This window comes from Streptomyces sp. BB1-1-1, assembly GCF_031597775.1.
GTDB classification, from domain to species: domain Bacteria; phylum Actinomycetota; class Actinomycetes; order Streptomycetales; family Streptomycetaceae; genus Streptomyces; species Streptomyces thinghirensis.
Genome location: NZ_CP134203.1, coordinates 3,350,975 through 3,376,985, shown reverse-complemented (window position 1 = coordinate 3,376,985; position 26,011 = coordinate 3,350,975). Strand labels below are relative to the sequence as shown.

Genomic DNA, 26,011 nt, shown 5'->3' with positions numbered 1-26,011 from the left:
TGACACGAGTGTGACACAGGGGGGTTGAACAGGAACGGAAGGCAATACCGATCATGGCGAACAGCACGGAAACTCCGGCGGAGCGGGCGCACCGGACCATTCACGCGGGAGGCGAGTGGCTGGCGGCGTCCTCCGGCGCCACCCGCGAGATCCTCGACCCCGCGGACGCCCGGCCGTTCGCCGTCATCGCGGAGGGCGACGAGAAGGACACCGACCTCGCGGTGGCCGCCGCCCGGCACGCCTTCGACACGGGCGAGTGGCCGCACACCCCGGTCGCCGAACGCGCCGCCCTGCTGCGCCGCGTCGCCGACCTCCTCGTACGCGACCGCGAGCCGCTCGGCCTGCTGGAGAGCCGCGACGCGGGCAAGACCGTCGAGGAGGGCCGGGTCGACATCGACTGCGTCGCCGACGCCTTCCGCTACTTCGCCGACCTGGTCGCCGGTGAGGCCCCCGGCCGGGTCGTCGACGCGGGCTCGCCCGACATCCACAGCGTCGTCGTGCACGAGCCGGTCGGCGTCTGCGCGATGATCACGCCCTGGAACTACCCGCTCCTCCAGGCCAGCTGGAAGATCGCCCCCGCGCTCGCCGCGGGCAACACCTTCGTGATCAAGCCCAGCGAGATCACCCCGATGACCACCGTCGCCCTGATCGACCTGCTGACCGAGGCCGGCCTCCCCACCGGCGTCGCCAACATCGTCACCGGTCCCGGCCACAGCGTCGGCGCCCGCCTCGCCGAGCACCCCGACGTCGACCTGGTCTCCTTCACCGGCGGCCTGATCAGCGGCACCAAGGTCGCCCAGGCCGCCGCCGTCACCGTCAAGAAGGTCGCCCTCGAACTCGGCGGCAAGAACCCCAACGTCGTCTTCGCCGACGCCTGCGAGACCGAGGAGGGCTTCGACACCGCCGTCGACCAGGCCCTCAACGCCGCCTTCATCCACAGCGGCCAGGTCTGCTCCGCCGGCGGCCGGCTCATCATCGAGGAGTCGGTCCGCGAACGCTTCGTCGCCGAACTCGCCCGCCGCGCCGCGAAGATCCGCCTCGGCCGCGGCACCGAGGACGGCGTCGAGTGCGGCCCGCTCGTCTCCGAGCAGCAGCGCGCCAAGACCGAGGACTACGTCGCCTCCGCGCTGGCCGAGGGTGCCGAGCTGCGCTGCGGCGGCAAGCGCCCCGAGCCGTCCCCCCAGCGGCCGGATACCGGCTACTTCTACGAGCCGACCGTCCTCGACCACTGCCACCGGGAGATGAAGGTCGTACGGGAGGAGGTCTTCGGACCGGTGCTCACCGTCGAGACCTTCCGCACCGAGGACGAGGCCGTAGCCCTCGCCAACGACACCGAGTACGGTCTGGCCGGTGCCGTCTGGACCGCCGACGCGGGACGGGCCCGCCGGGTCGCGGGCCGGCTCCGGCACGGCACCGTCTGGATCAACGACTTCCACCCCTACCTCCCGCAGGCCGAGTGGGGCGGCTTCGGCAAGAGCGGCGTCGGCCGCGAACTGGGCCCCGCGGGCCTCGCCGAGTACCGCGAGAGCAAGCACGTCTACCAGAACCTCGCCCCGAAGCCCGTCCGCTGGTTCGCCGGCTGACGCCGCTTCGCTCCGCCCACGCCCCACTCCACCCCGCCCGCACCTCACCCGGGCCGCCCGGCTCCCCGTCCGCTCACCCTCTGGAGTACCCCCATGCCCGAGACCTCCCACGTCTACGACTACGTCGTCATAGGCGGCGGCACCGCGGGATCGGTGATCGCCTCCCGCCTCACCGAGAACCCGGACGTCACCGTCGCCGTCATCGAGGGCGGCCCCAGCGACGTCGGCCGCGACGACGTGCTGACCCTGCGCCGCTGGATGGGCCTGCTCGGCGGCGAGCTGGACTACGACTACCCGACCACCGAGCAGCCACGCGGCAATTCGCACATCCGGCACAGTCGCGCCCGGGTGCTCGGCGGCTGCTCCTCGCACAACACGCTCATCGCCTTCAAGCCGCTGCCCTCCGACTGGGACGAGTGGGAGGCGGCCGGCGCCAAGGGCTGGGGCGCGGTGCCGATGGAGGCGTACTACGCGCGGCTGAAGAACAACATCGTCCCGGTCGACGAGAAGGACCGGAACGCCATCGCCCGCGACTTCGTCGACTCCGCGCAGAAGGCCCTGGAGGTCCCCCGCGTCGAGGGCTTCAACAAGAAGCCGTTCACCGAGGGAGTCGGCTTCTTCGACCTCGCCTACCACCCCGAGAACAACAAGCGTTCCTCGGCTTCGGTGGCGTACCTGCACCCGGTGATGGACGAACGCCCCAACCTCACCGTCATGCTGGAGACCTGGGCGTACAAGCTCCAGCTCGACGGCGCCCGCGCCGAGGGCGTCCACGTCCGCACCAAGGACGGCGAGGAGATCCTCGTCCAGGCACGCAACGAGGTGGTGCTCTGCGCCGGCGCCGTCGACTCGCCGCGCCTGCTGCTGCACTCGGGCATCGGCCCGAAGGACCAGCTGGAGGCCCTCGGCATACCCGTGGCGCTCGACCTGCCCGGCGTCGGCGAGAACCTGCTCGACCACCCCGAGTCGGTGATCGTGTGGGAGACCAACGGCCCCATCCCGGACAACTCCGCGATGGACTCCGACGCCGGTCTGTTCGTGCGCCGCGACCCCGAACACGCGGGCCCCGACCTGATGTTCCACTTCTACCAGATCCCGTTCACGGACAACCCGGAGCGCCTCGGCTACGAGCGCCCGGAGTTCGGCGTCTCCATGACCCCGAACATCCCCAAGCCGAAGTCCCGCGGCCGTCTCTACCTGACCAGCGCCGACCCGTCCGTGAAGCCCGCCCTGGACTTCCGCTACTTCACCGACGAGGACGACTACGACGGCCGCACCCTCGTCGACGGCATCAGGATCGCCCGTGAGGTCGCCAAGGCCGAGCCGCTGGCCGGCTGGCTCAAGCGCGAGGTCTGCCCCGGCCCGGACGTCACCGGCGACGAGGAGCTGAGCGAGTACGCCCGCAAGGTCGCCCACACCGTCTACCACCCGGCGGGCACCTGCCGCATGGGCGCCGCCACCGACGAGCAGGCCGTCGTCGACCCCGAGCTGCGCGTCCGCGGCCTGGAGGGCATCCGCATCGCCGACGCCTCCGTCTTCCCGACCATGCCCGCCGTGAACCCGATGATCGGCGTCCTCATGGTCGGCGAGCGCGCCGTCGAGCTGATCGGTGGTGACGCCCGATGAGTACCACCACCAGCGCCAGTACGCCGCCGGGTACGCCCGAGGCCACCGATTCCGCCGCCCCGGTCTTCTCCGTGGACGGCCTGTGGAAGGTCTTCGGCCCCAAGGCCGACCGGATCCCCGCCGACCCCGAACTGAGTGCCCTGAGCCCGGCCGAGCTGCGCTCGCGCACCGGCTGCACGGCCGCCGTGGCGGACGTCTCCTTCGACGTGCGCAAGGGCGAGGTCTTCGTCGTCATGGGCCTGTCCGGCTCCGGCAAGTCCACCCTCGTACGCTGCCTGACCCGGCTGATCGAGCCGACGGCCGGCTCCATCGCCATCGACGGCGAGGACGTCCGCGCGATGGACAAGTCCCGGCTGCGCGAGCTGCGCCGCCACCGCGCCGCGATGGTCTTCCAGCACTTCGGCCTGCTCCCGCACCGCACGGTCCTCGACAACGTGGCCTACGGCCTGGAGGTCCAGGGCATGGGCCGCGCCGAGCGCCGCGAGCGCGCCGCCGCCATCGTCGCCAAGGTCGGCCTGGAGGGCCTGGAGCACCGCCGCCCCGGCCAGCTCTCCGGCGGCCAGCGCCAGCGCGTCGGCCTGGCCCGCGCCCTCGCCGTCGACCCCGAGGTGCTGCTCTTCGACGAGCCGTTCAGCGCGCTCGACCCGCTGATCCGGCGGGACATGCAGGAGGAGGTCGTCCGGCTGCACCGCGAGGAGGGCCGCACGATGGTCTTCATCACCCACGACCTCCAGGAAGCCCTCAAGCTGGGCGACCGCATCGCCCTGATGCGCGACGGCCGCGTCGTGCAGCTCGGCACCCCCGAGGAGATCGTCGGCTCGCCCGCCGACGACTACGTCCGCGAGTTCGTCCGCGACGTCCCGCGCGAGCAGGTCCTCACCGTCCGTACGGCCATGCGCCCCGCCTCCTCGGCCGACGAGGCCGGCACCGGCCCCGCGCTCCGCCCCGACGCCACGGTGTCGGAGGCCATCGAGGCCGTCGCCCGCGCCGGCTCCCCGGCCCGCGTCATGGACGACGGCCGCTGCCTGGGGGTGGTCGACGCGGACGCACTGCTGTCGGTGGTAGCGGGCACAACGGCCACGACTGACGCAGCCGCAGCCGACGCAACCCCCGCCGCAGCCGCGGGCACCGCCGCCGCAGCCGCGGGCACCGCCGCCGCAGCCGCGGACAATCCCGCCGCAGCTGCGGGCAGTCGTGCCGCTGGGGCGGCACGGGTGGGCGCAGCGGCACCGGCCACGCGCCGCAAGACGACCACCCCGCCCCCCGCCACCAGCGAGGAGCAGGTCTGATGGCAACGCTCACGGCAACAGCCCGAAAGCCCGCCCCGCCAGGCATCCTCACCCACCCCGCCACCCGCAAGCTCCTCACCCTCGCGACAGCCGCCGCGATCCTCGTCCCCCTCGCCATAACCCAGTGGGGCGGCGCCACCTGGCCCACCGCCCTCACCGTCGACGTCTCCGAACCCCTCGGCAAGGCCAGCGACTGGATCATCGACAACCGCGACAGCCACCCGCTGTTCCTCTACTTCTTCGGCCACGTCAGCAACGTCGTCGTCATCGCCGTACGCGCCGTGTACCTCGCCCTCCTCGCCGTCGGCTGGGCCGGGGTCACCGCGATCGGCGCCCTGATCGCCTGGCGCGTGGCCGGCGTGAAGCTGGCGATCGGCACGGCCGCCGCGTTCCTGGCCTGCGGCCTGCTCGGCATGTGGGTGCCGACCATGCAGACCCTCGCGCTCATGGTCGTCGCCGTGCTCGCGTCGGTCGTCGTAGGCGCCCTGCTGGGCCTGGCCGCCGGCCTGTCCGACCGGATGGACCGCGTCCTGCGTCCGGTGCTCGACACCATGCAGGTGCTGCCCGCCTTCGCCTACCTCCTCCCCGTCGTCCTGGTCTTCGGCATCGGCGTCCCCGCCGCCGTCCTGGCCACCGTCGTCTACGCCGCCCCGCCCATGGCCCGGCTCACCGCCCTCGGCCTGCGCGGCGCCGACAAGGAGGTCCTGGAGGCCGTCGAGTCCCTCGGCACCACCGCCCGCCAGCGGCTGCTGACCGCCCGCATCCCGCTGGCCCGCAAGGAACTCCTCCTCGGCGTCAACCAGACGATCATGATGGCGCTGTCCATGGCCGTCATCGCCTCCGTCATCGGCGCCGGCGGCCTCGGCGACCGCGTCTACCAGGCGCTCGCCTCGGTCGACGTGGGCGCGGCCCTCGCGGCCGGCATCCCGATCGTGCTGCTCGCCGTCGTCCTGGACCGGGTGACCGGCGCGGCGGGGGAGCGGCTCGGCGAATCCGGAAAGTCTCCGCTGACCTGGCTGTACGCCCTGGCCGCCGCCGCGGCCGTCGCGGTCGCCGGACGGCTCGCCGGGTTCCTCGACTGGCCCGAGGCGTGGGAGGTGGACATCGCCGAGCCCGTCAACCGGGCCGTCGACTGGATGACCGCCCACCTCTACTCCGGCGTCCCCGTCATCGGCGGCACCGCCGACTGGGCCGCCCACTTCACCAGCTGGGTCCTCAACCCGCTCCGGGACGGCCTCCAGTGGCTGCCCTGGTGGTCCGTACTGCTGATCGTCGCCGCCCTCGCCTGGCTGATCGGCACCTGGCGCACCGCGCTCACCGCCGTCCTCGCCATGGCCGCGATCGGCGTGCTCGGCGTGTGGAACCCGTCCCTGGACACGCTCTCGCAGGTCCTCGCCGCCGTCGCCGTGACCCTGGTCATCGGCTTCGCCACGGGCATCGCCGCCGCCCGCAGCGACCGCTTCGAGCGCGCGCTCCGGCCCGTCCTGGACGTCTTCCAGACGATGCCGCAGTTCGTGTACCTGATCCCGGTCGTCGCCCTCTTCGGCGTGGGCCGCGCGCCCGCCGTGGCCGCCGCGGTCGTCTACGCCCTCCCGGCCGTCGTCCGCATCACCGCCCAGGGGCTGCGCCAGGTCGACCCGGCCGCGCTGGAGTCGGCCCGCTCGCTCGGTGCCACCAGCGGGCAGCAACTGCGCCAGGTCCAGCTCCCGCTGGCCCGCCGGTCCCTGCTGCTCGCCGTCAACCAGGGCGTCGTCCTCGTCCTCGCCGTCGTCATCATCGGCGGCCTGGTCGGCGGTGGCGCGCTCGGCTACCAGGTCGTCTTCGGCCTGGCCCAGGGCGACCTGGCGACCGGCCTGGTGGCCGGCGCGGCGATCGTCTGCCTCGGTCTGATGCTCGACCGGGTCACCCAGCCGACCGAGCGCCGTACGAAGAAGGGAGCCTGACATGCGGATGCGTACCACCACCGCCATCGCCTCGGTCGCCGCGCTGACGCTGCTGACCGGCTGCGGCGCCGCCGACATGACCAAGCAGGCGTCCCCGTACGCCAACGCCCAGGGCGCCAAGACGGTGACCCTCTCCGTGCAGTCCTGGGTCGGCGCCCAGGCCAACGTGGCCGTCGCCCAGTACCTGCTGGAGCACGAGCTGGGCTACCGCGTCGACACCGTCCAGGTCGACGAGGTCCCCGCCTGGGACGCGCTCAGCCAGGGCCGGGTCGACGCCATCCTGGAGGACTGGGGCCACCCCGAGCAGGAGCAGCGCTACGTCGAGGACAAGAAGACCATCGCCCCCGGCGGCGACCTCGGCGTCACCGGGCACATCGGCTGGTTCGTCCCGACGTACTTCGCGAAGAAGCACCCGGACGTGACCAACTGGAAGAACCTCGACAAGTACGCCGAGCTGATGCGCACCGCGGAGAGCGGCGACAAGGGCCAGCTGATGGACGGTTCCCCGTCCTACGTCACCAACGACAAGGCCCTGGTCGAGAATCTCGACCTGGACTACAAGGTCGTCTTCGCCGGCTCCGAGGCCGCCCAGATCACCCAGATCAAGCAGTTCGCCAAGGAGAAGAAGCCCTTCCTGACCTACTGGTACACCCCCCAGTGGCTCTTCGAGAAGGTCCCGATGACCGAGGTGAAGCTGCCGCCCTACAAGGAGGGCTGCGACGCCGACCCGGCGAAGGTCGACTGCGCCTACCCGGTCACCCCGCTGCAGAAGTACCTCAACGCCGACTTCGCGGAGGACGGCGGCAAGGCGGCGGAGTTCCTGAAGAACTTCAAGTGGACGACCGAGGACCAGAACCAGGTCTCCCTGATGATCGCCGAGCAGAAGATGCGGCCCGAGGAGGCGGCGAAGAAGTGGGTGGACAGCCACGAGTCCGTCTGGAAGAAGTGGCTGCCCTGACCCTCACCTCAGCAGTTCCGCCGCGATCTCCCGCACCGCGCCCTCCGCGCGCCGCTGGAGTCCCGGCCCGAACGTGATCCGGGTGGCCCCGAGTCCGCCGAGTTCGGCGGGCGAGGGGCCTCCCCGGGCACCGCGCCGACGTTGACCGGCCCCTGGATCCCGGCCCGCAGCAGCGGCAGTACGCCGGTCGGGGCGAAGATCGGGTACACGCAGTCGGCGCCCGCGCCGACGTACAGCGCGGCCCGCTCGATCGCCGCGCCCGGATCGTCGACACCGCGGACGAACGTGTCGATGCGGGCGTTGACGAACAGCCGGTCCCCGGCCGCCGCCCGCACCTCGGCGAGCCACTCCGCGTGCTCCCGCGGGTCCTTGAGCACCCCGTTCGCGGAGTCCTCCAGGTTGCAGCCCACGGCGCCCGCCTCCAGCAGCCGCTCCACCAGCTCCTTCGGCGCCAGCCCGTACCCGCCCTCGACGTCCGCGGAGACGGGCACGTCCACGGCCCGCGCGATCCGCGCCACCGCCGCGAACATCTCGTCGGCCGGGGTCGCCCCGTCCTCGTACCCGAGGGAGGCCGCGACCCCCGCGCTGGGCGTGGCGAGCGCCGGGAACCCGGCCTCCGCGAACACCCGGGCGCTCGCCGCGTCCCAGGGTCCGGGCAGGACGAGGGGGTCGCCGGGGACCCGGCCGTGGTGCAGGGCGCGGAAGCGGTCGGTCTTGGTCACCACTGTGTGCTCCCCGGGGGAATCCGCCGGCCGACCATCAGCCGGTTCCAGCTGTTGATGGCGGTGATCAGCGCGAGCAGGTGGGCCAGCCCGTCGGCGTCGAGGTGCCGGGCGGCCTCCTCGTACACCTCGTCCGGCACGAACCCCTCCGTCAGGACCGTGACCGCCTCGGTGAGCCCCAGCGCGGCCCGCTCCCGAGCGTCGAAGACCCCCTCGGCCTCCTCCCACGCGGCGAGCAGATCGAGCTGCCGTTCACCGACACCCTCCTTGCGCGCGATGCCCAGATGCATGTCCAGGCAGAACGCGCAGTGGTTGAGCTGCGAGGCGCGGATCTGCACCAGCTCCGCGAGGGCCGGATCGCCCAGGCCCCGCTTGGCGGCGGCGCTCAGGGCCTGGAGCGCGGACCGGACGCCGTCGTCCAGGTGGGTCGTACGGGCCGTCATCCGTGCTGCCCCGGCGTGTAGTGACCCGGCGTCATCCGGCACGTCACGCCGAAGCGGTTCCAGGCGTTGATCACCGTGATCGCGGCGATCAGCTGCGCCAGCTCCGGCTCCTCGAAGTGCGCGGCGGCCTTCTCGTAGACCGCGTCGGGCACGAAGCCGTCGGTCAGGACCGTCACCGCCTCGGTCAGCTCGATCGCCGCCAGCTCCTTCTCCGTGTAGAAGTGCCGCGACTCCTCCCACGCGCTGAGCTGGATGATCCGTTCCACGCTCTCGCCGGCCGCGAGTGCGTCCTTGGTGTGCATGTCGATGCAGAGGGCGCAGTGGTTGATCTGGGAGGCGCGGATCTTCACCAGCTCGTACAGCGTCGGGTCCAGCCCCCGCTTGGCGGCCGTGTCGAGCCGGATCATCGCCTTGTAGACCTCGGGAGCGTGCTTGGCCCACTCCAGGCGGGGCGCCTCCTCGGGGGCGAAGCCGGGGGCGGCGGTGGTGTTCGCGTTCGTCGTCATGGTCTTGAGCCTAGAAGCGAGGCAGCCCAGGAGTATGGTCCATTTCCATGGGGAAACCGTGGGCCACTTTCGGCGTCGACCTGCACCTGGACCGCTCCGGCCCCGGCCTGCGCCGCGGTCTCACCGACGCCCTGCGCGAAGCCGTCCGCGGCGGCCGGCTGGCGCCCGGCACCCGGCTGCCCTCCTCGCGCTCGCTCGCCGCCGACCTGGGCGTGGCCCGCAACACGGTGGCCGAGGTCTACGCCGACCTGGTCGCCGAGGGCTGGCTCGCCGCCCGCCAGGGCTCCGGAACCCGGGTCGCCGACCGGACGCCCGCCACCCCCGACCAGCGACGGGCACCGCACCGGCGGGCACCGGGCCGGCCCGCCTACGACCTCGTCCCCGGCACGCCCGAACTCGCGTCGTTCCCCCGCGCCCAGTGGCTGAAGGCGGCCCGCCGCGCCCTGACCGCCGCCCCCGACCAAGCGCTCGGCTACGGCGACCCGCGCGGCCGGATCGAACTGCGCACCGCCCTCGCCGACTACCTCTCCCGCGCCCGCGGCGTGCGCGCCGACCCCGACCGGATCGTCGTCTGCGCCGGCTTCCTCGGCGGCCTCGGTGTCCTCGCCGACCTGCTGCGCCGCAGGGGAGCGCGCTCCGTGGCGGTCGAGTCCTACGGCCTGCCCCACCACCGACGGCTGCTCCGGCGCGCGGGCTGCGACACGCCCCCGCTGCCCTTCGACGACCGCGGCACCCGCCCCCTCGACGACCCGGCCGCCGCCCGGGCCGTCCTGCTGACCCCCTCCCACCAGTTCCCGCTGGGCCTGCCGCTGCACCCCGAGCGCCGCACGGCACTGATCGACTGGGCCCGCCGCACCGGCGGGCTGGTCCTGGAGGACGACTACGACGGCGAGTTCCGCTACGACCGACAGCCCGTCGGCGCCCTCCAGGGACTGGATCCCGACCGCGTCGTCTATCTGGGCACCGCCAGCAAGTCCCTCGCCCCCGGCCTGCGGCTGGGCTGGCTGGTGCTGCCGCCGTCGCTGGTCGAGGAGGCCGTGGACGGCATGGCGGGCCGCACCCCGGGCGTCCTGGACCAGCTGACCCTCGCGGAGTTCCTCGGCTCCGGCGACTACGACCGGCATGTCCGGGCCGCCCGCCTGCGCTACCGGCGCCGCCGTGACGCGCTGGTCGCCGCCCTCGCCGAGCGCGCCCCCGACGTGCGCGTCACCGGCATCGCCGCCGGACTGCACGCCGTACTCCAACTGCCGCCCGGCACCGAGCAGCAGACCGTCAGGGCCGCCGCCTGGAACGGCCTCGCCGTCCACGGCCTGTCCATGTTCCGCCACCCGGAAGCGGCCGTCGCCCCGCTGGACGCCCTCGTCGTCGGCTACGGCACCCCGCCCGACCACGCCTGGGCGGGGGCCCTGGACGCGCTGTGCCGGGCGCTGCCGTAAAGTCCACCCGCGGCGAGGGCCGTACACTCGACCGGCCCAACTGTCGTACATGCGCACGGACAACGGGGAGACAGGAAGAAATGGCAGAGACCCGGCGACGGCTGCGGTCGAGCACCGTGGTGCTCGGCGGCATGGGAGTGCTCGCGGCGGCCCTGAGCGCCTGCGGATCGGACCCCGACCGCCGCTGCGTGGACCGCGACAGCTACGACTACATCAACGGCTACAAGGTCGTCGCCGACAAGAACTGCAAGTCGGGCTCGTCCGGCGGTTCGTACGGCAAGGGCGGCAAGAAGAAGCCCGGCTCGTCGAAGGTGTCCGACGCCGACTGGTACTACGACGCCGACGTCAGCAACGGCTGGGCCGACTACGGCACCTTCAGCCGCGACGAGGCCGTCGACCGCGGCGGCTTCGGCTGCTCCGGCTCCGGCAGCGGCGGCGGCTGAGGCCGACCGTGGAACGCCGCACCACCGAGCCCCGCCCCGGCTGGCAGCAGACAGTGGAGGAGCAGGGGTGCATCTACCCCCTCACCCGCTACCCCGACGGCTCCCTGCGCCCCTACTGGGACGAGAGCGGCTACTACGTCTTCTCCCTCCCGGAGGTCGAGGCGCTGGAGGAGGTCGTCGAGGAACTCCACCGCATGTGCCTGGCGGCGGCCGAGCACATCGTCACCGCCGGCCGCTTCGCCGACCTCGGCATCAACGACCCGCGGGTGGTCGGGGCGGTCACCGAGGCCTGGCACCGCCGTGCCGAACTCCCCTCCGTCTACGCCCGCTTCGACCTGCGCTACGACGGCACCGGGCCCGCCAAACTCCTGGAGTACAACGCGGACACCCCGACCTCCCTCGTCGAGGCCGCGTCCCCGCAGTGGTTCTGGATGGAGGAGAGCTTCCCCGGCGCCGACCAGTGGAACAGCCTCCACGAGCGCCTCATCGAGGCCTGGAAGAAGCAGGCCGCCCTCCTCCCGCCCGGCAGCCCGCTGTACTTCGCGAACTCCGAGGCCGACGAGCTGGGCGAGGACCTGATGACGGTCGCCTACCTCAAGGAGACCGCCGAGCAGGCCGGCCTGGAGACCGAGTGGATCTCCATGGAGGAGATCGGCTGGGACCGCCTGTCCGGCCGCTTCGTCGACAGCAGGCTCCGCTTCATCCGCAGCATCTTCAAGCTCTACCCCTGGGAGTGGCTCACCACCGACCGCTTCGCCGACCACGTCCTGGACACCCTCGACAACGGCGGCGGCACCGGCACCACCCTGTGGATCGAGCCCGCCTGGAAGATGCTGCTCAGCAACAAGGCGCTGCTGGCGATCCTCTGGGAGCTGTACCCCGGCCACCCCAACCTCCTTCCCGCCTACCTCGACGGCCCTCGCGAGCTGGCCGACACCACCGGCTACGTCGCCAAGCCCCTCCTGGGCCGCGAGGGCGCCGGCGTCACGATCCACCGCCCCGGCACGGAAGCGCCGCCCCCGCGCACCGACCTCTGCTGCTACCAGGAGCTGGCCCCCCTGCCGGACTTCGACGGCAACCGGGTCGTCCTCGGCGCGTGGGTGGTGGAGAACGAGTCGGCGGGCCTGGGCATCAGGGAGTCGTCGGGCCTGGTGACGGACGAGTACGCCCGCTTCCTGCCCCACGTCATCCTCTGAGGACCGTCGCTCGCATGGTGGACGCCGGGACCCGGCCCTCCGTGCCGCCCGGTAGTCTGCGTGTGGGCCGTGACTGGCGCGCTGGGATGGACAACCATCGGGGAGCGGTCCGAAAAGGACGAGTGCCGTGCGCCTGGGCCGACCCGAACGCCGACCGCACCGTCCGGAGGTCCCCATGCCCGCAGATCTCACCCCCGAGTCCACCGCCTACCGCGCCGCGCTCGACGTGATCCGCTCCGTCGAGCCCCGTGTCGCCGACGCGATCGGCCAGGAGGTCGCCGACCAGCGCGAGATGCTCAAGCTGATCGCCTCGGAGAACTACGCCTCCCCGGCCACGCTCCTGACCATGGGCAACTGGTTCAGCGACAAGTACGCCGAGGGCACCATCGGCCGCCGCTTCTACGCCGGCTGCCGCAACGTCGACACCGTCGAGTCCCTCGCCGCCGAGCACGCGCGCGAGCTGTTCGGCGCCCGCCACGCCTACGTCCAGCCGCACTCCGGCATCGACGCCAACCTGGTCGCCTTCTGGGCCGTCCTCGGTGCCCGCGTCGAGGTGCCCTTCCTGGAGAAGACCGGCGTCCGCCAGGTCAACGACCTGACCGACGCCGACTGGGCCGAGCTGCGCCGCGCCTTCGGCAACCAGCGGATGCTCGGCATGTCCCTGGACGCCGGCGGCCACCTCACCCACGGCTTCCGCCCGAACATCTCCGGCAAGATGTTCGACCAGCGCTCCTACGGCACCGACCCGGCGACCGGCCTGATCGACTACGAGGCCCTGCGCGCCTCCGCCCGCGAGTTCAAGCCGCTGATCATCGTCGCGGGCTACTCGGCCTACCCCCGCCTGGTGAACTTCCGGATCATGCGCGAGATCGCCGACGAGGTCGGCGCGACCCTCATGGTCGACATGGCGCACTTCGCGGGCCTCGTCGCGGGCAAGGTGCTCACCGGCGACTTCGACCCGGTCCCGCACGCCCAGATCGTCACCACCACCACCCACAAGTCCCTGCGCGGCCCGCGCGGCGGCATGGTCCTGTGCGACGACTCCCTCAAGGACCAGGTCGACCGCGGCTGCCCGATGGTCCTCGGCGGCCCGCTCCCGCACGTCATGGCCGCCAAGGCCGTCGCCCTCGCCGAGGCCCGGCAGCCCGCGTTCCAGGACTACGCCCAGCGCATCGTCGACAACGCCCGCGCGCTCGCCGAGGGCCTGATGAGGCGCGGCGCCACCCTGGTGACCGGCGGCACGGACAATCACCTGAACCTGATCGACGTGGCGTCCTCCTACGGCCTCACCGGCCGCCAGGCCGAGGCCGCCCTCCTCGACTCCGGCATCGTCACCAACCGCAACGCCATCCCGGCCGACCCGAACGGCGCCTGGTACACCTCCGGCATCCGCATCGGCACCCCGGCGCTCACCACGCGCGGCCTGGGCACGGCGGAGATGGACGAGGTGGCCGGCCTGATCGACCGCGTCCTGACCACCACCGAGCCGGGCACCACCAAGTCGGGCACCCCCTCCAAGGCCGCCCACGTCCTGGACGAGAAGGTGGCCCAGGAGATCGCCCAGCGCGCCACGGACCTGGTGACGGGCTTCCCCCTGTACCCGGAAATCGACCTGGGCTGACGGCTACCGACCGGGGGAACGAGCCGCCGGTGGGACCTGAGAGAATGGTGCGCATGGCGAATGACCGACCTCGTGTGCTCTCCGGAATCCAGCCCACCGCAGGCTCGTTCCACCTCGGCAACTACCTCGGCGCCGTCCGCCAGTGGGTGGCCCTCCAGGAGTCCCACGACGCGTTCTACATGGTCGTCGACCTGCACGCGATCACGGTCCCGCAGGACCCGAAGGAGCTGCGCGCCAACACCCGGCTCGCCGCCGCCCAGCTGCTGGCCGCCGGACTCGACCCGGACCGCTGCACGCTCTTCGTCCAGAGCCACGTCCCCGAGCACGCCCAGCTCGCCTGGATCATGAACTGCCTCACCGGCTTCGGCGAGGCGAGCCGCATGACCCAGTTCAAGGACAAGTCCGCGAAGCAGGGCGCCGACCGCGCCTCCGTCGGCCTGTTCACGTACCCGGTCCTCCAGGTCGCGGACATCCTGCTCTACCAGGCGAACGAGGTGCCGGTCGGCGAGGACCAGCGCCAGCACATCGAGCTGACCCGCGACCTGGCCGAGCGTTTCAACGGCCGCTTCGGCGAGGCCTTCACCGTCCCCTCCGCGTACATCCTCAAGGAGACGGCGAAGATCTACGACCTTCAGGACCCGACCGCCAAGATGAGCAAGTCGGCGGCCACCCCCAAGGGCCTGATCAACCTGCTCGACGAGCCGAAGGCCACGGCGAAGAAGGTGAAGAGCGCCGTCACGGACACCGACACCGTGATCCGCTTCGACCGCGAGCACAAGCCCGGCGTCAGCAACCTGCTCACGATCTACTCCACCCTCACCGGTGCGGCGATCCCGGAACTCGAGCAGAAGTACGAGGGCAAGGGCTACGGCGCGCTGAAGACGGACCTCGCCGAGGTCGTGGTGGAGTTCGTCACGCCCTTCCGGGAGCGCACCCAGCAGTACCTGGACGACCCGGAGACCCTCGACGCGATCCTGGCCAAGGGCGCGGAGAAGGCACGGGCCGTCGCCGCGGAGACCCTCGCCCGGGCGTACGACATGCTGGGCCTGCTCCCCGCCAAGCACTGACCGGGGCACCGCCCCGACCACCGCATCAGCACCGCACGCGCCCCGGCACGCCGCCGTAGCGCTGCACATCACTCCGGTTGCGCCTGCCCCGGGCACGGTCGTGGCCGTACAGTCGATAGCCGGGTGTCCGACACAGCGACATACGACGAGTGACACGTAACGACAGGAGACGACGTGGGGACCGTAACGATCGGCGTGTCGATCGCGGTCCCGGAGCCTCACGGCAGCAAGCTCCAGCAGCTGCGCGCGGGCTTCGGCGACGCCGCTGCTCACGGCATCCCCACGCACGTCACCCTGCTGCCGCCGACCGAGGTCGACGGCGCCGCGCTGCCCGCGATCGAGGCGCACCTGGCGGAGGTGGCGGCGCGCGGCCGGCCCTTCCCGATGCGGCTGTCCGGCACCGGGACCTTCCGCCCGCTGTCGCCCGTGGTCTTCGTCCAGGTGGTCGAGGGCGCCGCGGCCTGCTCCTGGCTGCAGAAGCGGGTCCGCGACACCTCCGGGCCGGTGCCGCGCGAACTGCAGTTCCCGTACCACCCGCACGTCACCGTGGCGCACGGCATCGAGGAAGCGGCGATGGACCGCGCCTACGAGGAGCTGTCCGACTACGAGGCCCAGTGGCCCTGCACCGGCTTCGCGCTCTACGAGCAGGGCGCCGACGGGGTGTGGCGCAAGCTGCGCGAGTTCCCCTTCGGCAGCACCACGGTGCCCCCGCAGGCCGGACGCGTGGAGAGCGGCTCCCTGCCCGCCCGGTAGGCCCGCTCCGCGGCTCTACACCGGCAGCCGCCGGAACACTCCCCGCGGCAGATGCCGCAGCGCCGACATCACCACCCGCAGGGCGCCCGGCACCCACACCGTCTCCGAGCGCCGCCGCAGCCCCAGCTCGATGGCCGTGGCGACCGCCTCGGGCGTCGTGGCGAGCGGCGCCTCCTCCATCCCCGCGGTCATCCGCGACCGCACGAACCCGGGGCGTACGACCATGACGTGCACGCCCGTGCCGTGCAGCGCGTCGCCGAGGCCCTGCGCGAAGGCGTCCAGGCCGGCCTTGCTGGAGCCGTAGATGAAGTTGGCGCGGCGGGCCCGCTCGCCGGCCACCGAGGAGAGCACCACCAGGGAGCCGTGGCCCTGCGCCTGGAGCGCGCGGGCGCTCACCAGCCCGGCCGAGACCGCGCCGGTGTAGTTGGTCTGCGCGACCCTGACGGCGTTCAGCGGCTCGCGCTCGTCGTGCGCCTGGTCGCCCAGGACGCCGAAGACGAGCAGCACCAGGTCGATGTCGCCCTCGGCGAAGACCTTGCCGAGCGCCGCCTCGTGGGACTCGGGGTCGAGCGCGTCGAAGGCGACGGTGCGCACCTCGGCGCCGAGGCCGCGCAGCTGCTCGGCCGCCGCGTCCAGGGCGGGGGAGGGGCGGCCGGCCAGCCAGACGGTACGGGTGCGGCGGGCGACCAGACGGCGCGCGGTGGCGAGCGCGATCTCGGACGTACCGCCGAGGACGAGAAGGGACTGGGGGAGGCCGAAGGCGTCCTTCACGACAGCTCCTAGAGGGTGAGTCGGCGGGAGAGATCGGAGGTGAAGACCCCGCGCGGGTCCAGCTCCGCGCGCAGCGCGCGGAAGTCGTCCAGGCGCGGGTACATCGCGGCGAGCAGCTCCGGCCGCAGCCGGGAGTCCTTGGCGAGGTAGACCCGGCCGCCGGCCTTCGCGACCTCCTCGTCGAGGCCGTCGAGGAAGGTGCCGAGCCCCGGGAGACCCGCCGGGATGTCCAGGGCGAGGGTCCAGCCGGGCACCGGGAAGGAGAGCCAGCCCGGGTCGGCCTCCCCGAAGCGCTTGAGGACGGCCAGGAACGACGGGCAGCGCTGGGCGGAGATGCGTCCCACGACCCGGCGCAGGGCGTCCTCCTGGCCGTGGCCGACGACGAACTGGTACTGCACGAAGCCGGCGCGGCCGTAGATCCGGTTCCAGTGCGGGACGCCGTCCAGGGGGTGGAAGAAGGCGGAGATCCGCTGGAGTTCGCCCCTGCGCAGGCGGGGGGCCCTGCGGTACCACAGCTCGTTGAAGAGCCCGACCGTGGTCCGGCTGAGCAGGCCCTCCGGGACCAGGTCGGGGGCGGCCGGGAGACGGGAGGTGCGGAAGGCCAGCGGCTCGCGCCGGGCCCGGTCGGGCAGCGCGTCCAGGGGCGCGTGGTCGCCCCGGGTGAGCACCGCACGGCCGGTCGCCGCGCCGCGGGCCAGCAGGTCGATCCAGGCGACCGAGTACCGGTAGCGGTGGTCGGTGGCCGTCAGGCGGGCCATGAGGTCGTCGAGGTCCACGGCGCGCTCGGTGTCGACCGACATCAGTGACGTCTCGACCGGCTGGAGCCGCACGGTCGCGGTGAGGATCACCCCGGTCAGGCCCATGCCGCCGGCGGTCGCGTCGAACAGGGGCGTGCCCCGGTCCACGGTCCGGACCCGGCCGTCGGCGGTGAGCAGCTCGAAGGAGAGCACGTGCCGCGCGAAGGAGCCGGACACGTGGTGGTTCTTGCCGTGGATGTCCGCGCCGATCGCCCCGCCGACCGTCACATAGCGGGTGCCGGGGGTCACCGGAACGAACCAGCCGAGCGGCAGCAGCACCTCCATCAGCCGGTGCAGGGAGACCCCCGCGTCGCAGAGCACGGTGCCGCCGTCGACGTCGATGGCGTGGACACGGTCCAGGGCCGTCATGTCGAGCACGTCGCCGCCGGCGTTCTGCGCCGCGTCGCCGTACGCCCGCCCCAGACCCCGCGGGATGCCGCCGCGGACGCCGCAGTCGCGGACGGCGTCGGCGGCCTCCTGGAACGTGCGCGGGCGGATCACGCGGGCGACGGTGGGCGCCGTGCGGCCCCAGCCGGTGACGGGAACGGTGTCGGCAGACATGCCGGTGACCGTATCGCCCTCATGTGCACGATTAGTCCCAGAACATCTCAGTGGTCCCCGAAACGGGTGATTAATGGTATGTCGCTCGATATTGCCGGACTTCCCGCGCAGTCGGCGTGAACAGTGAGTCCACATGGACGACCTCGACGACATGGACCACCGGATCGTCACGGCGCTCAGAGCCCGCGGCACGGACCCGCGCGTGGCCGGCGCCGCGCGTGCCCTGTCCTGGGCCGGGGAGCACGGAGCGCTGTGGCTCGCGGCGGGCCTCGCCGGAGCCGCCGTGGACGGCACCCGGCGCTCGGCCTGGCTGCGCGGCACCGCGCTCACGGCGGGCGCCCACCTCGCCAGCATGGGCGTGAAGCGGATCGTGCGCCGTCCCCGTCCCGCGCACGTCGTACCCCTGGTGCGCACCGCCGGCCGGCACTCCTTCCCCAGCTCCCACGCCACCTCGGCGGCGGCGGCCGCCGTGGCCTTCGGCGCGCTCGGCGTCCACGCCGCCTGGCCGCTCGCCGCCGCGGTGTGCGTCTCCCGGCTGGTCGTCGGCGTCCACTACCCCTCCGACATCGCGGCGGGCGCCGCCCTGGGCGCGCTCACGGCCCGGCTCGGCACCGACTGGATGCGCGGAGGCACCCGTGACTGACACGGCCGTCCTGCGGCAACGCGCCCCCGAACAGCAGCAGGAACCCGCGCCGCCCCGCCGGGCGGGCATCCCGGCGGGACTGCTGCGGACCGCGCGCCCCCGCCAGTGGATCAAGAACGTGCTGGTCGTCGCGGCTCCGGCCGCCGCCGGCCAACTGCTCTCCTGGCACACCCTGTCCCGGCTCGCCCTGGTCTTCGTCCTGTTCACCGCCTGCGCCGCCGCCGTCTACCTCGTCAACGACGCCCGCGACGCCGAGGCCGACCGCGCCCACCCGGTCAAGCGGCACCGCCCGGTCGCCGCCGGACAGGTCCCGGTGCCCGTCGCCTACGCCGTCGGGGGCGTCCTGGGCGTCCTCGCGCCCGTCGTCGCGGCCTGGCTCTGCCCGCCGGCCGTCGCGGCCCTGCTGACCGCCTACCTCGCCATGCAACTGGCGTACTGCATCAGCCTCAAGCACGTCCTGGTCGTCGACCTCGCCGTCGTCACCACCGGCTTCCTGATGCGGGCGATGGTCGGCGGACTCGCGCTCGGCATCCCCCTGTCCCGCTGGTTCCTCATCACGACCGGCTTCGGCGCGCTGTTCATGGTCTCCGCCAAGCGCTACTCCGAAGCCGTCCAGATGGCCGAGAAGGCGGGTGCCACGCGCGCGTTGCTCACCGAGTACACCACCGGCTACCTCCGCTTCGTCTGGCAGCTCGCGGCCGGCGTCGCCGTCCTCGGCTACTGCCTGTGGGCGATGGAGGAGGGCGGCGTCCCGCACACCAGCGTGCTGCCCTGGCGCCAGCTGTCCATGGTCGCCTTCATCCTCGCCGTCCTGCGTTACGCCGTCTTCGCCGACCGCGGCACCGCCGGCGAACCCGAGGACGTCGTCCTGCGCGACCGGGCGCTCGCGCTGATCGGCGTGGTGTGGGTGGCGATGTACGGCCTGGCCGTGGCCAATTGGTAGCCGGCCGGCGCGAGCTGCTGGGCTTCGCCTCCACCGGTCTCCTCGCCTACGCCGTCGACCTCGGCCTCTTCACCTGGCTGCGCGGCCCGGCCGGTCTCGACCCGCTCACCGCGAAGGCCCTGTCCTTCGTCGCCGGCTGCTCCGTGGCGTACGCGGGCAACGCCTTCGGTACCTACCGGCACATCCGCCCGCAGGGCCTGCGCCCGTACGCCGTGTTCTTCGCGGTGAACGCCGCCGGTGCCGCCGTACAGCTGCTGTGCCTGGCCGTCAGCCACTACGCCCTGGGCCTCACCTCGCAGCGGGCCGACACGATCTCCGGCGCGGGAATCGGCATGGTCCTGGCCACCATCCTGCGTTTCTGGGGCACAAGAACACTGGTCTTCCGTACCGGGGCAGGAACCGGTGGCACGACGGGATCATGGACCCGGGCGAGTGGGGGCAGAGTCGGATCATGGACTGGCTGAAGAAGCTCCCCGTGGTCGGGCCGTGGCTGGCACGGCTGATGACCACGCACGCGTGGCGCTCGTACGAGCGGCTGGACCGGGTGAAGTGGACGCGGCTGGCCGCCGCCATGACCTTCACCAGCTTCGTCGCGCTCTTCCCGCTGCTCAGCCTGGCCGCCGCCATCGCCGCCGCGACGCTCAGCAAGGACCAGCAGGACCAGCTCCAGGACAAGATCGCCGAGCAGATCCCCGGCATCTCCGACCAGCTGAACATCCAGAGTCTGATCGACAACGCCGGCACCGTCGGCCTCATCGCCGGCGCCCTGCTGCTGTTCACCGGCATCGGCTGGGTCGACGCCACCCGGGGCTGCCTGCGCGCCGTCTGGGAGCTGCCCGACGAGGAGGAGAACCCCTTCCTGCACCGGGCCAAGGACGCTGGCGTCCTCGTCGGTCTCGGCGGCGCGCTCCTGGTCACCGTCGGCATCTCCACCGTCGCCTCGGCGCTGGTCGGCTGGATCATCCGCCAGCTGGGCATCGCCGAGGGCGGCTTCGGCGGGGTGCTGCTCTACGTCGCCGCGTTCGCCGTCGCCGTACTCGCCGACTTCCTCCTGCTGCTGTACGTGCTGACCCTGCTCCCCGGCGTCCAGCCCGCGCGCCGCCGCCTGGTGGTGGCGGCGCTGATCGGCGCGATCGGCTTCGAGCTGCTGAAGCTGCTGCTCAGCGGCTACATGCAGGGCGTCGCCGCGAAGAGCATGTACGGCGCCTTCGGCGTCCCCGTCGCCCTGCTGCTGTGGATCAACTTCACCTCGAAGCTGGTGCTGTTCAGCGCCTCCTGGACGGCGACGGGCAGCAAGGCGCAGGAAGTGGAGCAGACGGAGAAGACGGACGAGGCGGAGGTCACGGGCGCGTCCGGCGACGGACCAGGTCCGGCAGCGGCCACTTCCGGTTGATCAGGAACGCGCCGCCCGCGAGCAGGACCAGCAGTCCGGCGGTGATACCGGCCGCGACACCGATGCCGCCGGCGCCGTTCGCTGCCGGGGCGCCCGCCACCGGCTGTGTGCCCGCCGCGCCCTTCCCGGTGCCGCCGGCCTCCCCGGAGGCGCTCGAACCCGGCTGCGGGCTCTCCTGGACGGCGCTCTTCGGCGGCACCAGCTCGCCCACCGGCTCCACCTTGCCGGCCGCCTTGAAGCCCCAGTCGAACAGGCGGGAGGTCTCCTTGTAGACCTCGTTGTGCTCGTCCTTCGCCGGGTTCATGACCGTGACGAGCAGCACCTTGCCGCCCTGTTCGGCGACGCCCGTGAAGGTGTATCCGGCGTTGGTGGTGTAGCCGTTCTTCACGCCCGCGATGCCCGGGTAGACGCCGACGTCCGAGTCGCCGGCGAGCAGCCGATTGGTGTTCTGGATCTCGAAGGGCTTGCGGGACGTCTTGCCCTTCTTGTCCTTCTTCGTCTCGCCCGGGAACTTCGCGCTGACCGTCGAGGCGTACTCGCGGAAGTCCTTCTTCTGCAGTCCCGAGCGGGCGAACAGCGTCAGGTCGTACGCCGAGGAGACCTGCTTCGGCGCGTCGTAGCCGTCGGGGCTGACGACGGTCGTGTCGAGGGCCTGGAGTTCCTCGGCGTGCTCGTTCATGTCCTCGACGGTCTTGTCGACACCGCCGTTCATCGCCGACAGCACGTGCACGGCGTCGTTGCCGGAGCGCAGGAAGACACCGAGCCACAGGTCGTGGACGGTGTACGTCTCGTCCTCCTTGATGCCGACCATGCTGGAGCCGGCGCCGATGCCCGCGAGGTCGGAGGGGACGACCTTGTGCTTGGTCGTCTTCGGCCACTTCGGCAGCAGTGTGTCGGCGAACAGCATCTTCAGCGTGCTCGCCGGCGCCAGCCGCCAGTGCGCGTTGTGCGCGGCCAGCACGTCGCCGGACTCGGCGTCGGCCACGATCCACGAGCGTGCGGTGAGGTCCTTCGGCAGCACGGGTGCCCCGCCCGCCAGATCCACCTGCGTCCCGGGCTTCCCGAGCCGCGCGCCGCCCACGGTCGACATCGACGCGGGCGGAGTGGCCGACGGGCTCGCCGAGGAACTCGCCGACGGGCTCGGGGCGGCGAGCGCGGCGGGCGTGAGGAGGGCGAGAGCGGTCAGGGCGGCGGAGGTGACCGTCAGGGATCGCCTGACGGCCTTCTTGGGTGCGGGCACGAGCGAGAACGTACCTCCCGGGAGCGACGGCTTCACACCCCCCTCCCGACCCCGCGCACGGATCCGGACACCGTGCGGCGATACTGAAACCATGAAGCTCAGCCGCCCCGTCTCCTGGTTCCTGCTCGCTTTCGGGGTGTGGAGCTGGATCATCTGGATCACTTTCGTCAAAAACCTGGTCAAGGACGGCAGCGGGCTCGCTTTCGAGGACGGCGACCCCACGGCGTACTTCTGGGTGCACCTGCTGCTCGCCGTCGTGTCCTTCGTATTGGGGACGGTCGTCGGGGTCATCGGGTTGCGTGGACTGCGCGCACTGCGCCGAACGTCATAACTGAGGGGATACGACGGCATGGTGGTCGTCTTCGCGCTCGTCGCGCTGGCAGTGGTGAGCGTCCTCGTGACGTCGAACTGGTACGTGTGGCGGCGCCTGTTCCGTGACACGACCCGGGGCCCCGGTCCCGTGCGCCGTATCGGCGCCGTGGTGATCGCCGGGGGCTGGGCGCTGGCCGTCGGCGCGCTGGTCTCCGAGCGCGCGGGCGCCCCCTTCTGGCTCCAGCAGGTGCTGGCCTGGCCGGGCTTCCTGTGGCTGGCGCTGTCGGTCTACCTGCTGCTGGCGGTGCTGGCCGGCGAGGTCGTACGGCCGCTGCTGCTGCGGTTCCTGGAGCGGCGGGCGGCCGCGCGGCAGGCGGCAGCGGAGCCCGAACCGGAGCCGCTGCGATCCCCGGCCGCGGACACGAAGCGCATACCGGCCGGAACGGCACCGCCCAAGACGGCGGAAACGGCCGAGGCACCCGAGGCACCCAACGCACCCGAGCCCCCCAAGGCACCCGAGACCCCCGAGAAGCCGCCGTCCGGCGCCACGGCGGGCGGTCCGCCCGAGCGCCCTCTCGCCCTCCCCTCCCGCCGTCTCTTCGTCTCCCGCGTCCTCGGCGGTGCCGCCGCCGCGGCGGCCGTAGGGACGGTCGGCTACGGCACGTACGGCGTGCTGAACGGCCCGAGCGTGAAGCGGGTCACCGTGCCGCTCGCCAAGCTCCCCCGCGCGGCGCACGGTTTCCGCATCGCCGTGGTCAGCGACGTCCACCTCGGCCCGGTGCTCGGCCGGGGCTTCGCGCAGAAGGTCGTCGACACGATCAACTCCACGCAGCCCGACCTCATCGCCGTCGTCGGCGACCTGGTGGACGGCAGCGTGAAGGACCTCGGCCCGGCGGCCGCCCCGCTGGCCGGTCTCAAGGCCCGGCACGGCGCGTACTTCGTCACCGGCAACCACGAGTACTTCTCCGGCGCCGAGCAGTGGGTCGACGAGGTACGGCGGCTCGGCCTGCTCCCGCTGGAGAACGCCCGCACCGAGCTGCCCCACTTCGACCTCGCCGGCGTCAACGACGTGGCGGGCGAGGACGAGGGTCAGGGCCCCGACTACGCCAAGGCCCTCGGCGACCGGGACCGCGCCCGCGCGTGCGTGCTCCTCGCCCACCAGCCGGTGCAGATCCACGACGCCGTCGACCACGGCGTCGACCTCCAGCTCTCCGGCCACACCCACGGCGGCCAGCTCTGGCCAGGCAACCTCCTCGCAGGCCTCGCCAACCCCACCGTCGCGGGCCTGGAACGCTACGGCGACACCCAGCTCTACGTCAGCCGCGGCGCGGGCGCCTGGGGCCCGCCCACGCGCGTGGGGGCGGAGTCGGACGTCACGGTGATCGAACTGGCCTCACTGCGGGCCTAGGCCCTATCTGGGGGCGTCCTCGGGGGCGTCCCCAGAGTCGTCCCCAGAGGTGTCCCTGGAGGGCGCCGCCTTCTTCGCCGGGTCCGGGAGCGCCTTGGTCATCCCGGGCAGGAAGTCCCTGAACAGCTCGTGCACCTCGCGCACCAGCGGGCGCAGCACCCGGAAGCGGGCCAGGACGACACCCCGCGCGGTGAGCCGGGCGCCGCGTTCGGCGAGGCGGTAGCTCCGCTCGCGGCCCTCCGTGCGGTCGAAGATCCAGTACAGGACGAGGCCCATCTGGGAGAGCCACATCAACTCGGGCAGGATGTCCCGCAGCTCCGCGGGCACCTTGGTCTTCGTGCCGGCCAGCACCGAGCGGTGGACGCTGATGGCCTCCACGCGCGCGTGCTCCGACTCCGGGGAGAAGGGGCTGAGGGGGCTGTCCGGGTCGGCCGCGTTCTTGAAGAACTGCACCGCGAACTCGTGGTACGGGGTCGCGATGTCCAGCCAGACCTTCAGCACCCCCGCCAGCCGTGCCTCCAGGTCGGTCTCCCGGGCCAGCACCTCCCGGACCGCCGCCTGGTGCTCGGCGGCGATCCGGTCGTAGAAGCCCTGGATCAGGTGCTCCTTGCCGGCGAAGTAGTAGTACGCGTTGCCGACGGAGACCCCGGCCTCCTGGGCGATGGCCCGCATGGTCGTCCGGTCGTAACCGCGTTCCTGGAAGAGCCGCATGGCCGTCTCCAGGATCAGCGCGCGGGTCTGCTCGGACTTGCTGAGGGGGGCTCCGTCGTCGGGGCCGTCGTTCTTCGCAGGCACAGGACGAGAGCCTAACGAGTGGCGCAGGTGGCGTCGTCGCAGCCGGGTACGACATAGATCCACCCGCGGCCCGGTTCGTAGGCCCACCCGTCGGCCCGGCGGTACCCGTTGCCGCCCCACTGCCGCTGCCCGCCCCGCCACTTGGCGGCGGCCAGGACGGCTCCCCGGGCCAGCCACGCCCCGGTGGGCGTGCTGAGCCGGTGGGCGAGCGCGCGGTGCTCGCGCAGCGCCCACAGGACGACGATCCAGGCGGCGGCGCCCCGGAAGACCTGCCCGGCGTCCCCGACGACGGTGACCTCGTCAAGGGTGACGGAGTGGTCGAGGCCGGGAAACCGCCGGCGCGCCTCGTCCGACCCGGCCGTGACCAACTCCAGCGGCACCAGCCGCGGCTGCCGCAGCAGCCAGTCCCGTACGTGGGTGCACAGGGAGCACTCGGCGTCGTAGAGGACGGTGAGCCGGCGCACGGGGGCGCCGGCCGTCGTGGGAGCGGACGCCATCGGCCTAGGCCCCGGCCGTCGGTGCCACCCAGCCCTGCGGCGGGACCGGCGGAACCTGCTCGCGCTCCATCATCCCGCGCCGCCGGATCCTGTTGAGCACGTACACGTTGCCCAGGTGCATCACGCCGAGCACCAGCAGCACCACGCCCAGCTTGGTCGACAGGGCCTCGAAGATCTCGCGGGTGTCGGCGATGGTCTCGTCGCCACTCAGATAGAGGGCGACGAAGCCGAGGTTGACGAGGTAGAAGCCGACCACCAGGAGGTGGTTGACGGCGTCCGCGAGCTTCTCGTTGCCGTGCAGCACGTCGGCGAGGAAGACCCTGCCGTTGCGGCTGAGCGTGCGGGCCACCCAGATGGTCAGGCCGATGCTGACCAGCAGGTAGATGACGTAGGCGATGACGGTGCGGTCCATGCCCCACCCCTTCTTGAACGCGTTCAAAACGCTGACGGGGATGACTCTAGACCTGCTTTTGAACGTGTTCAACTCGCGGGGGAGTGGTCCGCGTCACCCGGCTACGGCCGGCGGCCCAGCTCCGGACGCTTGGAGTAGTCCGTGAGCCCGATGACGTTGCCCCACGGGTCGGCGAACTCGACGGTCCAGCCGGTGGCGACGGAGAAGGGTTCGTCCAGCGGTGCCACTCCCGCGTCGCGCAGCGCCCGGGCCGCCGTGCGGGCGTCCGCCACCTCCAGCCACACCCGCGCGGACGGCCACAGCGGAGGCCGCTGCCCGAACCCCTCCTCCGCCCGCAGGAGGATGCCCGGCGTCTCGCCCCCGGCCTTCAGCAGTGCGATGCCGGCCTCGTCGAGCCGGAAGGCGACCGGGAAGCCGGCCCGCTCGTAGAAGTCGACGGCCGCACCGAGGTCCCCGACGGGCAGCAGCACGTTGTCGAACCCGAGCAGTTCGTACGACTCATGATCTGACATGACGTCAGATTAGGTGCGTGCCGCGTGGAGTGGACGGAACCGGCGGGCGGGGCGGTGGCGGGGTCACTCGCCCGGGCGGACGGCCGTTCCCGGGGCCCGACTTCTCTTTGGCCGCCGAGTCCTACAGTATGACCGGCAGTT

Annotated in this window: 26 protein-coding genes, 1 pseudogene and 1 riboswitch; of the genes and pseudogenes, 17 read left to right on the top strand and 10 right to left on the bottom strand. The window is 72.4% G+C overall.

Going from position 1 to position 26,011, the window contains the following annotated elements; genetic code table 11:
• Positions 1–53 precede the first annotated feature (53 nt).
• From RI578_RS15415 to RI578_RS15395, 5 genes are all read left to right on the top strand, one after another.
• Positions 54–1,583: an aldehyde dehydrogenase family protein gene (locus RI578_RS15415; RefSeq protein WP_310871640.1), complete on the top strand. Its 1,530-nt coding sequence runs from the start codon at positions 54–56 to the stop codon at positions 1,581–1,583.
• Positions 1,584–1,676: 93 nt separating this feature from the next.
• Positions 1,677–3,209: a GMC oxidoreductase gene (locus RI578_RS15410; RefSeq protein WP_310871639.1), complete on the top strand. Its 1,533-nt coding sequence runs from the start codon at positions 1,677–1,679 to the stop codon at positions 3,207–3,209.
• On the top strand, positions 3,206–4,498 hold the full coding sequence (locus tag RI578_RS15405; protein ID WP_310871638.1) for a glycine betaine/L-proline ABC transporter ATP-binding protein: 1,293 nt from the start codon (positions 3,206–3,208) through the stop codon (positions 4,496–4,498). The genes RI578_RS15410 and RI578_RS15405 overlap by 4 nt, the downstream gene beginning before the upstream one ends.
• Positions 4,498–6,441, top strand: coding sequence for an ABC transporter permease subunit (locus RI578_RS15400; protein ID WP_310871637.1), 1,944 nt, complete (start codon positions 4,498–4,500; stop codon positions 6,439–6,441). The genes RI578_RS15405 and RI578_RS15400 overlap by 1 nt, the downstream gene beginning before the upstream one ends.
• A gap of 1 nt (position 6,442) precedes the next feature.
• Positions 6,443–7,399: an ABC transporter substrate-binding protein gene (locus RI578_RS15395; RefSeq protein ID WP_310871636.1), complete on the top strand. Its 957-nt coding sequence runs from the start codon at positions 6,443–6,445 to the stop codon at positions 7,397–7,399.
• Positions 7,400–7,402: 3 nt separating this feature from the next.
• Here RI578_RS15395 and RI578_RS15390 read toward each other — a convergent pair.
• The 3 genes and pseudogenes from RI578_RS15390 to RI578_RS15380 all read right to left on the bottom strand — a co-directional run bounded on the left by RI578_RS15390 (position 7,403) and on the right by RI578_RS15380 (position 9,070).
• Positions 7,403–8,121 (bottom strand): annotated as a pseudogene (locus tag RI578_RS15390) (isocitrate lyase/phosphoenolpyruvate mutase family protein).
• On the bottom strand, positions 8,118–8,564 hold the full coding sequence (locus RI578_RS15385; RefSeq protein ID WP_310871635.1) for a carboxymuconolactone decarboxylase family protein: 447 nt from the start codon (positions 8,562–8,564) through the stop codon (positions 8,118–8,120). Before RI578_RS15385 ends, RI578_RS15390 begins: the two are co-directional and overlap by 4 nt.
• Complete coding sequence (locus RI578_RS15380; RefSeq protein WP_310871634.1) at positions 8,561–9,070, bottom strand: carboxymuconolactone decarboxylase family protein; 510 nt, start codon at positions 9,068–9,070, stop codon at positions 8,561–8,563. The genes RI578_RS15385 and RI578_RS15380 overlap by 4 nt, the downstream gene beginning before the upstream one ends.
• Before the next feature lie 47 nt (positions 9,071–9,117).
• On the opposite strand from RI578_RS15380, the gene RI578_RS15375 reads away from it, so the two are divergent.
• The 6 genes from RI578_RS15375 to RI578_RS15350 all read left to right on the top strand — a co-directional run bounded on the left by RI578_RS15375 (position 9,118) and on the right by RI578_RS15350 (position 15,586).
• Positions 9,118–10,506 (top strand): PLP-dependent aminotransferase family protein, encoded by a 1,389-nt coding sequence (locus RI578_RS15375; protein WP_310871633.1) that lies wholly within the window; start codon positions 9,118–9,120, stop codon positions 10,504–10,506.
• A gap of 80 nt (positions 10,507–10,586) precedes the next feature.
• Positions 10,587–10,949, top strand: coding sequence for a hypothetical protein (locus RI578_RS15370; protein WP_310871632.1), 363 nt, complete (start codon positions 10,587–10,589; stop codon positions 10,947–10,949).
• Positions 10,950–10,957: 8 nt separating this feature from the next.
• Positions 10,958–12,145 (top strand): glutathionylspermidine synthase family protein, encoded by a 1,188-nt coding sequence (locus tag RI578_RS15365; protein ID WP_310871631.1) that lies wholly within the window; start codon positions 10,958–10,960, stop codon positions 12,143–12,145.
• Between the two features lie 59 nt (positions 12,146–12,204).
• Positions 12,205–12,291: riboswitch (ZMP/ZTP riboswitch) on the top strand.
• Positions 12,292–12,320: 29 nt separating this feature from the next.
• Positions 12,321–13,766 (top strand): glycine hydroxymethyltransferase, encoded by a 1,446-nt coding sequence (locus tag RI578_RS15360; RefSeq protein ID WP_310871630.1) that lies wholly within the window; start codon positions 12,321–12,323, stop codon positions 13,764–13,766.
• 53 nt (positions 13,767–13,819) lie between these two features.
• Positions 13,820–14,833, top strand: coding sequence for a tryptophan--tRNA ligase (gene trpS, locus RI578_RS15355; RefSeq protein WP_383559046.1), 1,014 nt, complete (start codon positions 13,820–13,822; stop codon positions 14,831–14,833).
• Between the two features lie 174 nt (positions 14,834–15,007).
• Positions 15,008–15,586 (top strand): 2'-5' RNA ligase family protein, encoded by a 579-nt coding sequence (locus RI578_RS15350; protein ID WP_310871629.1) that lies wholly within the window; start codon positions 15,008–15,010, stop codon positions 15,584–15,586.
• Positions 15,587–15,601: 15 nt separating this feature from the next.
• Here RI578_RS15350 and RI578_RS15345 read toward each other — a convergent pair whose 3' ends face one another.
• Positions 15,602–16,357, bottom strand: a complete 756-nt coding sequence (locus tag RI578_RS15345; RefSeq protein WP_310871628.1) for a decaprenylphospho-beta-D-erythro-pentofuranosid-2-ulose 2-reductase — start codon at positions 16,355–16,357, stop codon at positions 15,602–15,604.
• Between the two features lie 8 nt (positions 16,358–16,365).
• Positions 16,366–17,715, bottom strand: a complete 1,350-nt coding sequence (locus RI578_RS15340) for an FAD-binding oxidoreductase (protein ID WP_310871627.1) — start codon at positions 17,713–17,715, stop codon at positions 16,366–16,368.
• Positions 17,716–17,848: 133 nt separating this feature from the next.
• Between RI578_RS15340 and RI578_RS15335 the strand changes: the two genes are divergently transcribed.
• From RI578_RS15335 to RI578_RS15320, 4 genes are read left to right on the top strand one after another with little or no spacing between them, the layout of a single operon-like run.
• A complete protein-coding gene (locus tag RI578_RS15335) occupies positions 17,849–18,358 on the top strand; it encodes a phosphatase PAP2 family protein (protein ID WP_310871626.1) in 510 nt (169 codons plus the stop codon).
• Entirely contained in the window at positions 18,351–19,301 is a 951-nt protein-coding gene (locus tag RI578_RS15330) for a decaprenyl-phosphate phosphoribosyltransferase (protein WP_310871625.1), read from the top strand. The genes RI578_RS15335 and RI578_RS15330 overlap by 8 nt, the downstream gene beginning before the upstream one ends.
• Positions 19,295–19,765 carry a GtrA family protein gene (locus RI578_RS15325; RefSeq protein ID WP_310871624.1) on the top strand — a complete coding sequence of 157 codons (471 nt, stop codon included), beginning with the start codon at positions 19,295–19,297 and terminating at the stop codon, positions 19,763–19,765. Before RI578_RS15330 ends, RI578_RS15325 begins: the two co-directional genes overlap by 7 nt.
• Positions 19,753–20,694 (top strand): YihY/virulence factor BrkB family protein, encoded by a 942-nt coding sequence (locus tag RI578_RS15320; RefSeq protein ID WP_310871623.1) that lies wholly within the window; start codon positions 19,753–19,755, stop codon positions 20,692–20,694. The genes RI578_RS15325 and RI578_RS15320 overlap by 13 nt, the downstream gene beginning before the upstream one ends.
• On the opposite strand, the gene RI578_RS15315 is transcribed toward RI578_RS15320, so the two are convergent.
• Positions 20,642–21,934 carry a D-alanyl-D-alanine carboxypeptidase family protein gene (locus RI578_RS15315; RefSeq protein WP_399060241.1) on the bottom strand — a complete coding sequence of 431 codons (1,293 nt, stop codon included), beginning with the start codon at positions 21,932–21,934 and terminating at the stop codon, positions 20,642–20,644. The genes RI578_RS15320 and RI578_RS15315 overlap by 53 nt on opposite strands.
• Before the next feature lie 91 nt (positions 21,935–22,025).
• On the opposite strand from RI578_RS15315, the gene RI578_RS15310 reads away from it, so the two are divergent.
• Together RI578_RS15310 and RI578_RS15305 are read left to right on the top strand one after the other, a co-directional pair.
• The gene (locus tag RI578_RS15310; RefSeq protein WP_053135976.1) at positions 22,026–22,265 is read left to right on the top strand and encodes an SCO4848 family membrane protein; all 240 of its coding nucleotides are present in this window, start codon (positions 22,026–22,028) and stop codon (positions 22,263–22,265) included.
• A gap of 18 nt (positions 22,266–22,283) precedes the next feature.
• Positions 22,284–23,654, top strand: a complete 1,371-nt coding sequence (locus RI578_RS15305) for a metallophosphoesterase (protein ID WP_310871621.1) — start codon at positions 22,284–22,286, stop codon at positions 23,652–23,654.
• 3 nt (positions 23,655–23,657) lie between these two features.
• Here RI578_RS15305 and RI578_RS15300 read toward each other — a convergent pair whose 3' ends face one another.
• From RI578_RS15300 to RI578_RS15285, 4 genes are all read right to left on the bottom strand, one after another.
• The gene (locus RI578_RS15300; RefSeq protein ID WP_310871620.1) at positions 23,658–24,449 is read right to left on the bottom strand and encodes a TetR family transcriptional regulator; all 792 of its coding nucleotides are present in this window, start codon (positions 24,447–24,449) and stop codon (positions 23,658–23,660) included.
• An 11-nt stretch (positions 24,450–24,460) separates the two neighbouring features.
• On the bottom strand, positions 24,461–24,946 hold the full coding sequence (locus tag RI578_RS15295; protein ID WP_310871619.1) for a DCC1-like thiol-disulfide oxidoreductase family protein: 486 nt from the start codon (positions 24,944–24,946) through the stop codon (positions 24,461–24,463).
• Positions 24,947–24,950: 4 nt separating this feature from the next.
• Positions 24,951–25,358, bottom strand: coding sequence for a hypothetical protein (locus tag RI578_RS15290; protein WP_310871618.1), 408 nt, complete (start codon positions 25,356–25,358; stop codon positions 24,951–24,953).
• Between the two features lie 101 nt (positions 25,359–25,459).
• A complete protein-coding gene (locus RI578_RS15285) occupies positions 25,460–25,870 on the bottom strand; it encodes a VOC family protein (RefSeq protein WP_310871617.1) in 411 nt (136 codons plus the stop codon).
• Positions 25,871–26,011 lie beyond the last annotated feature (141 nt).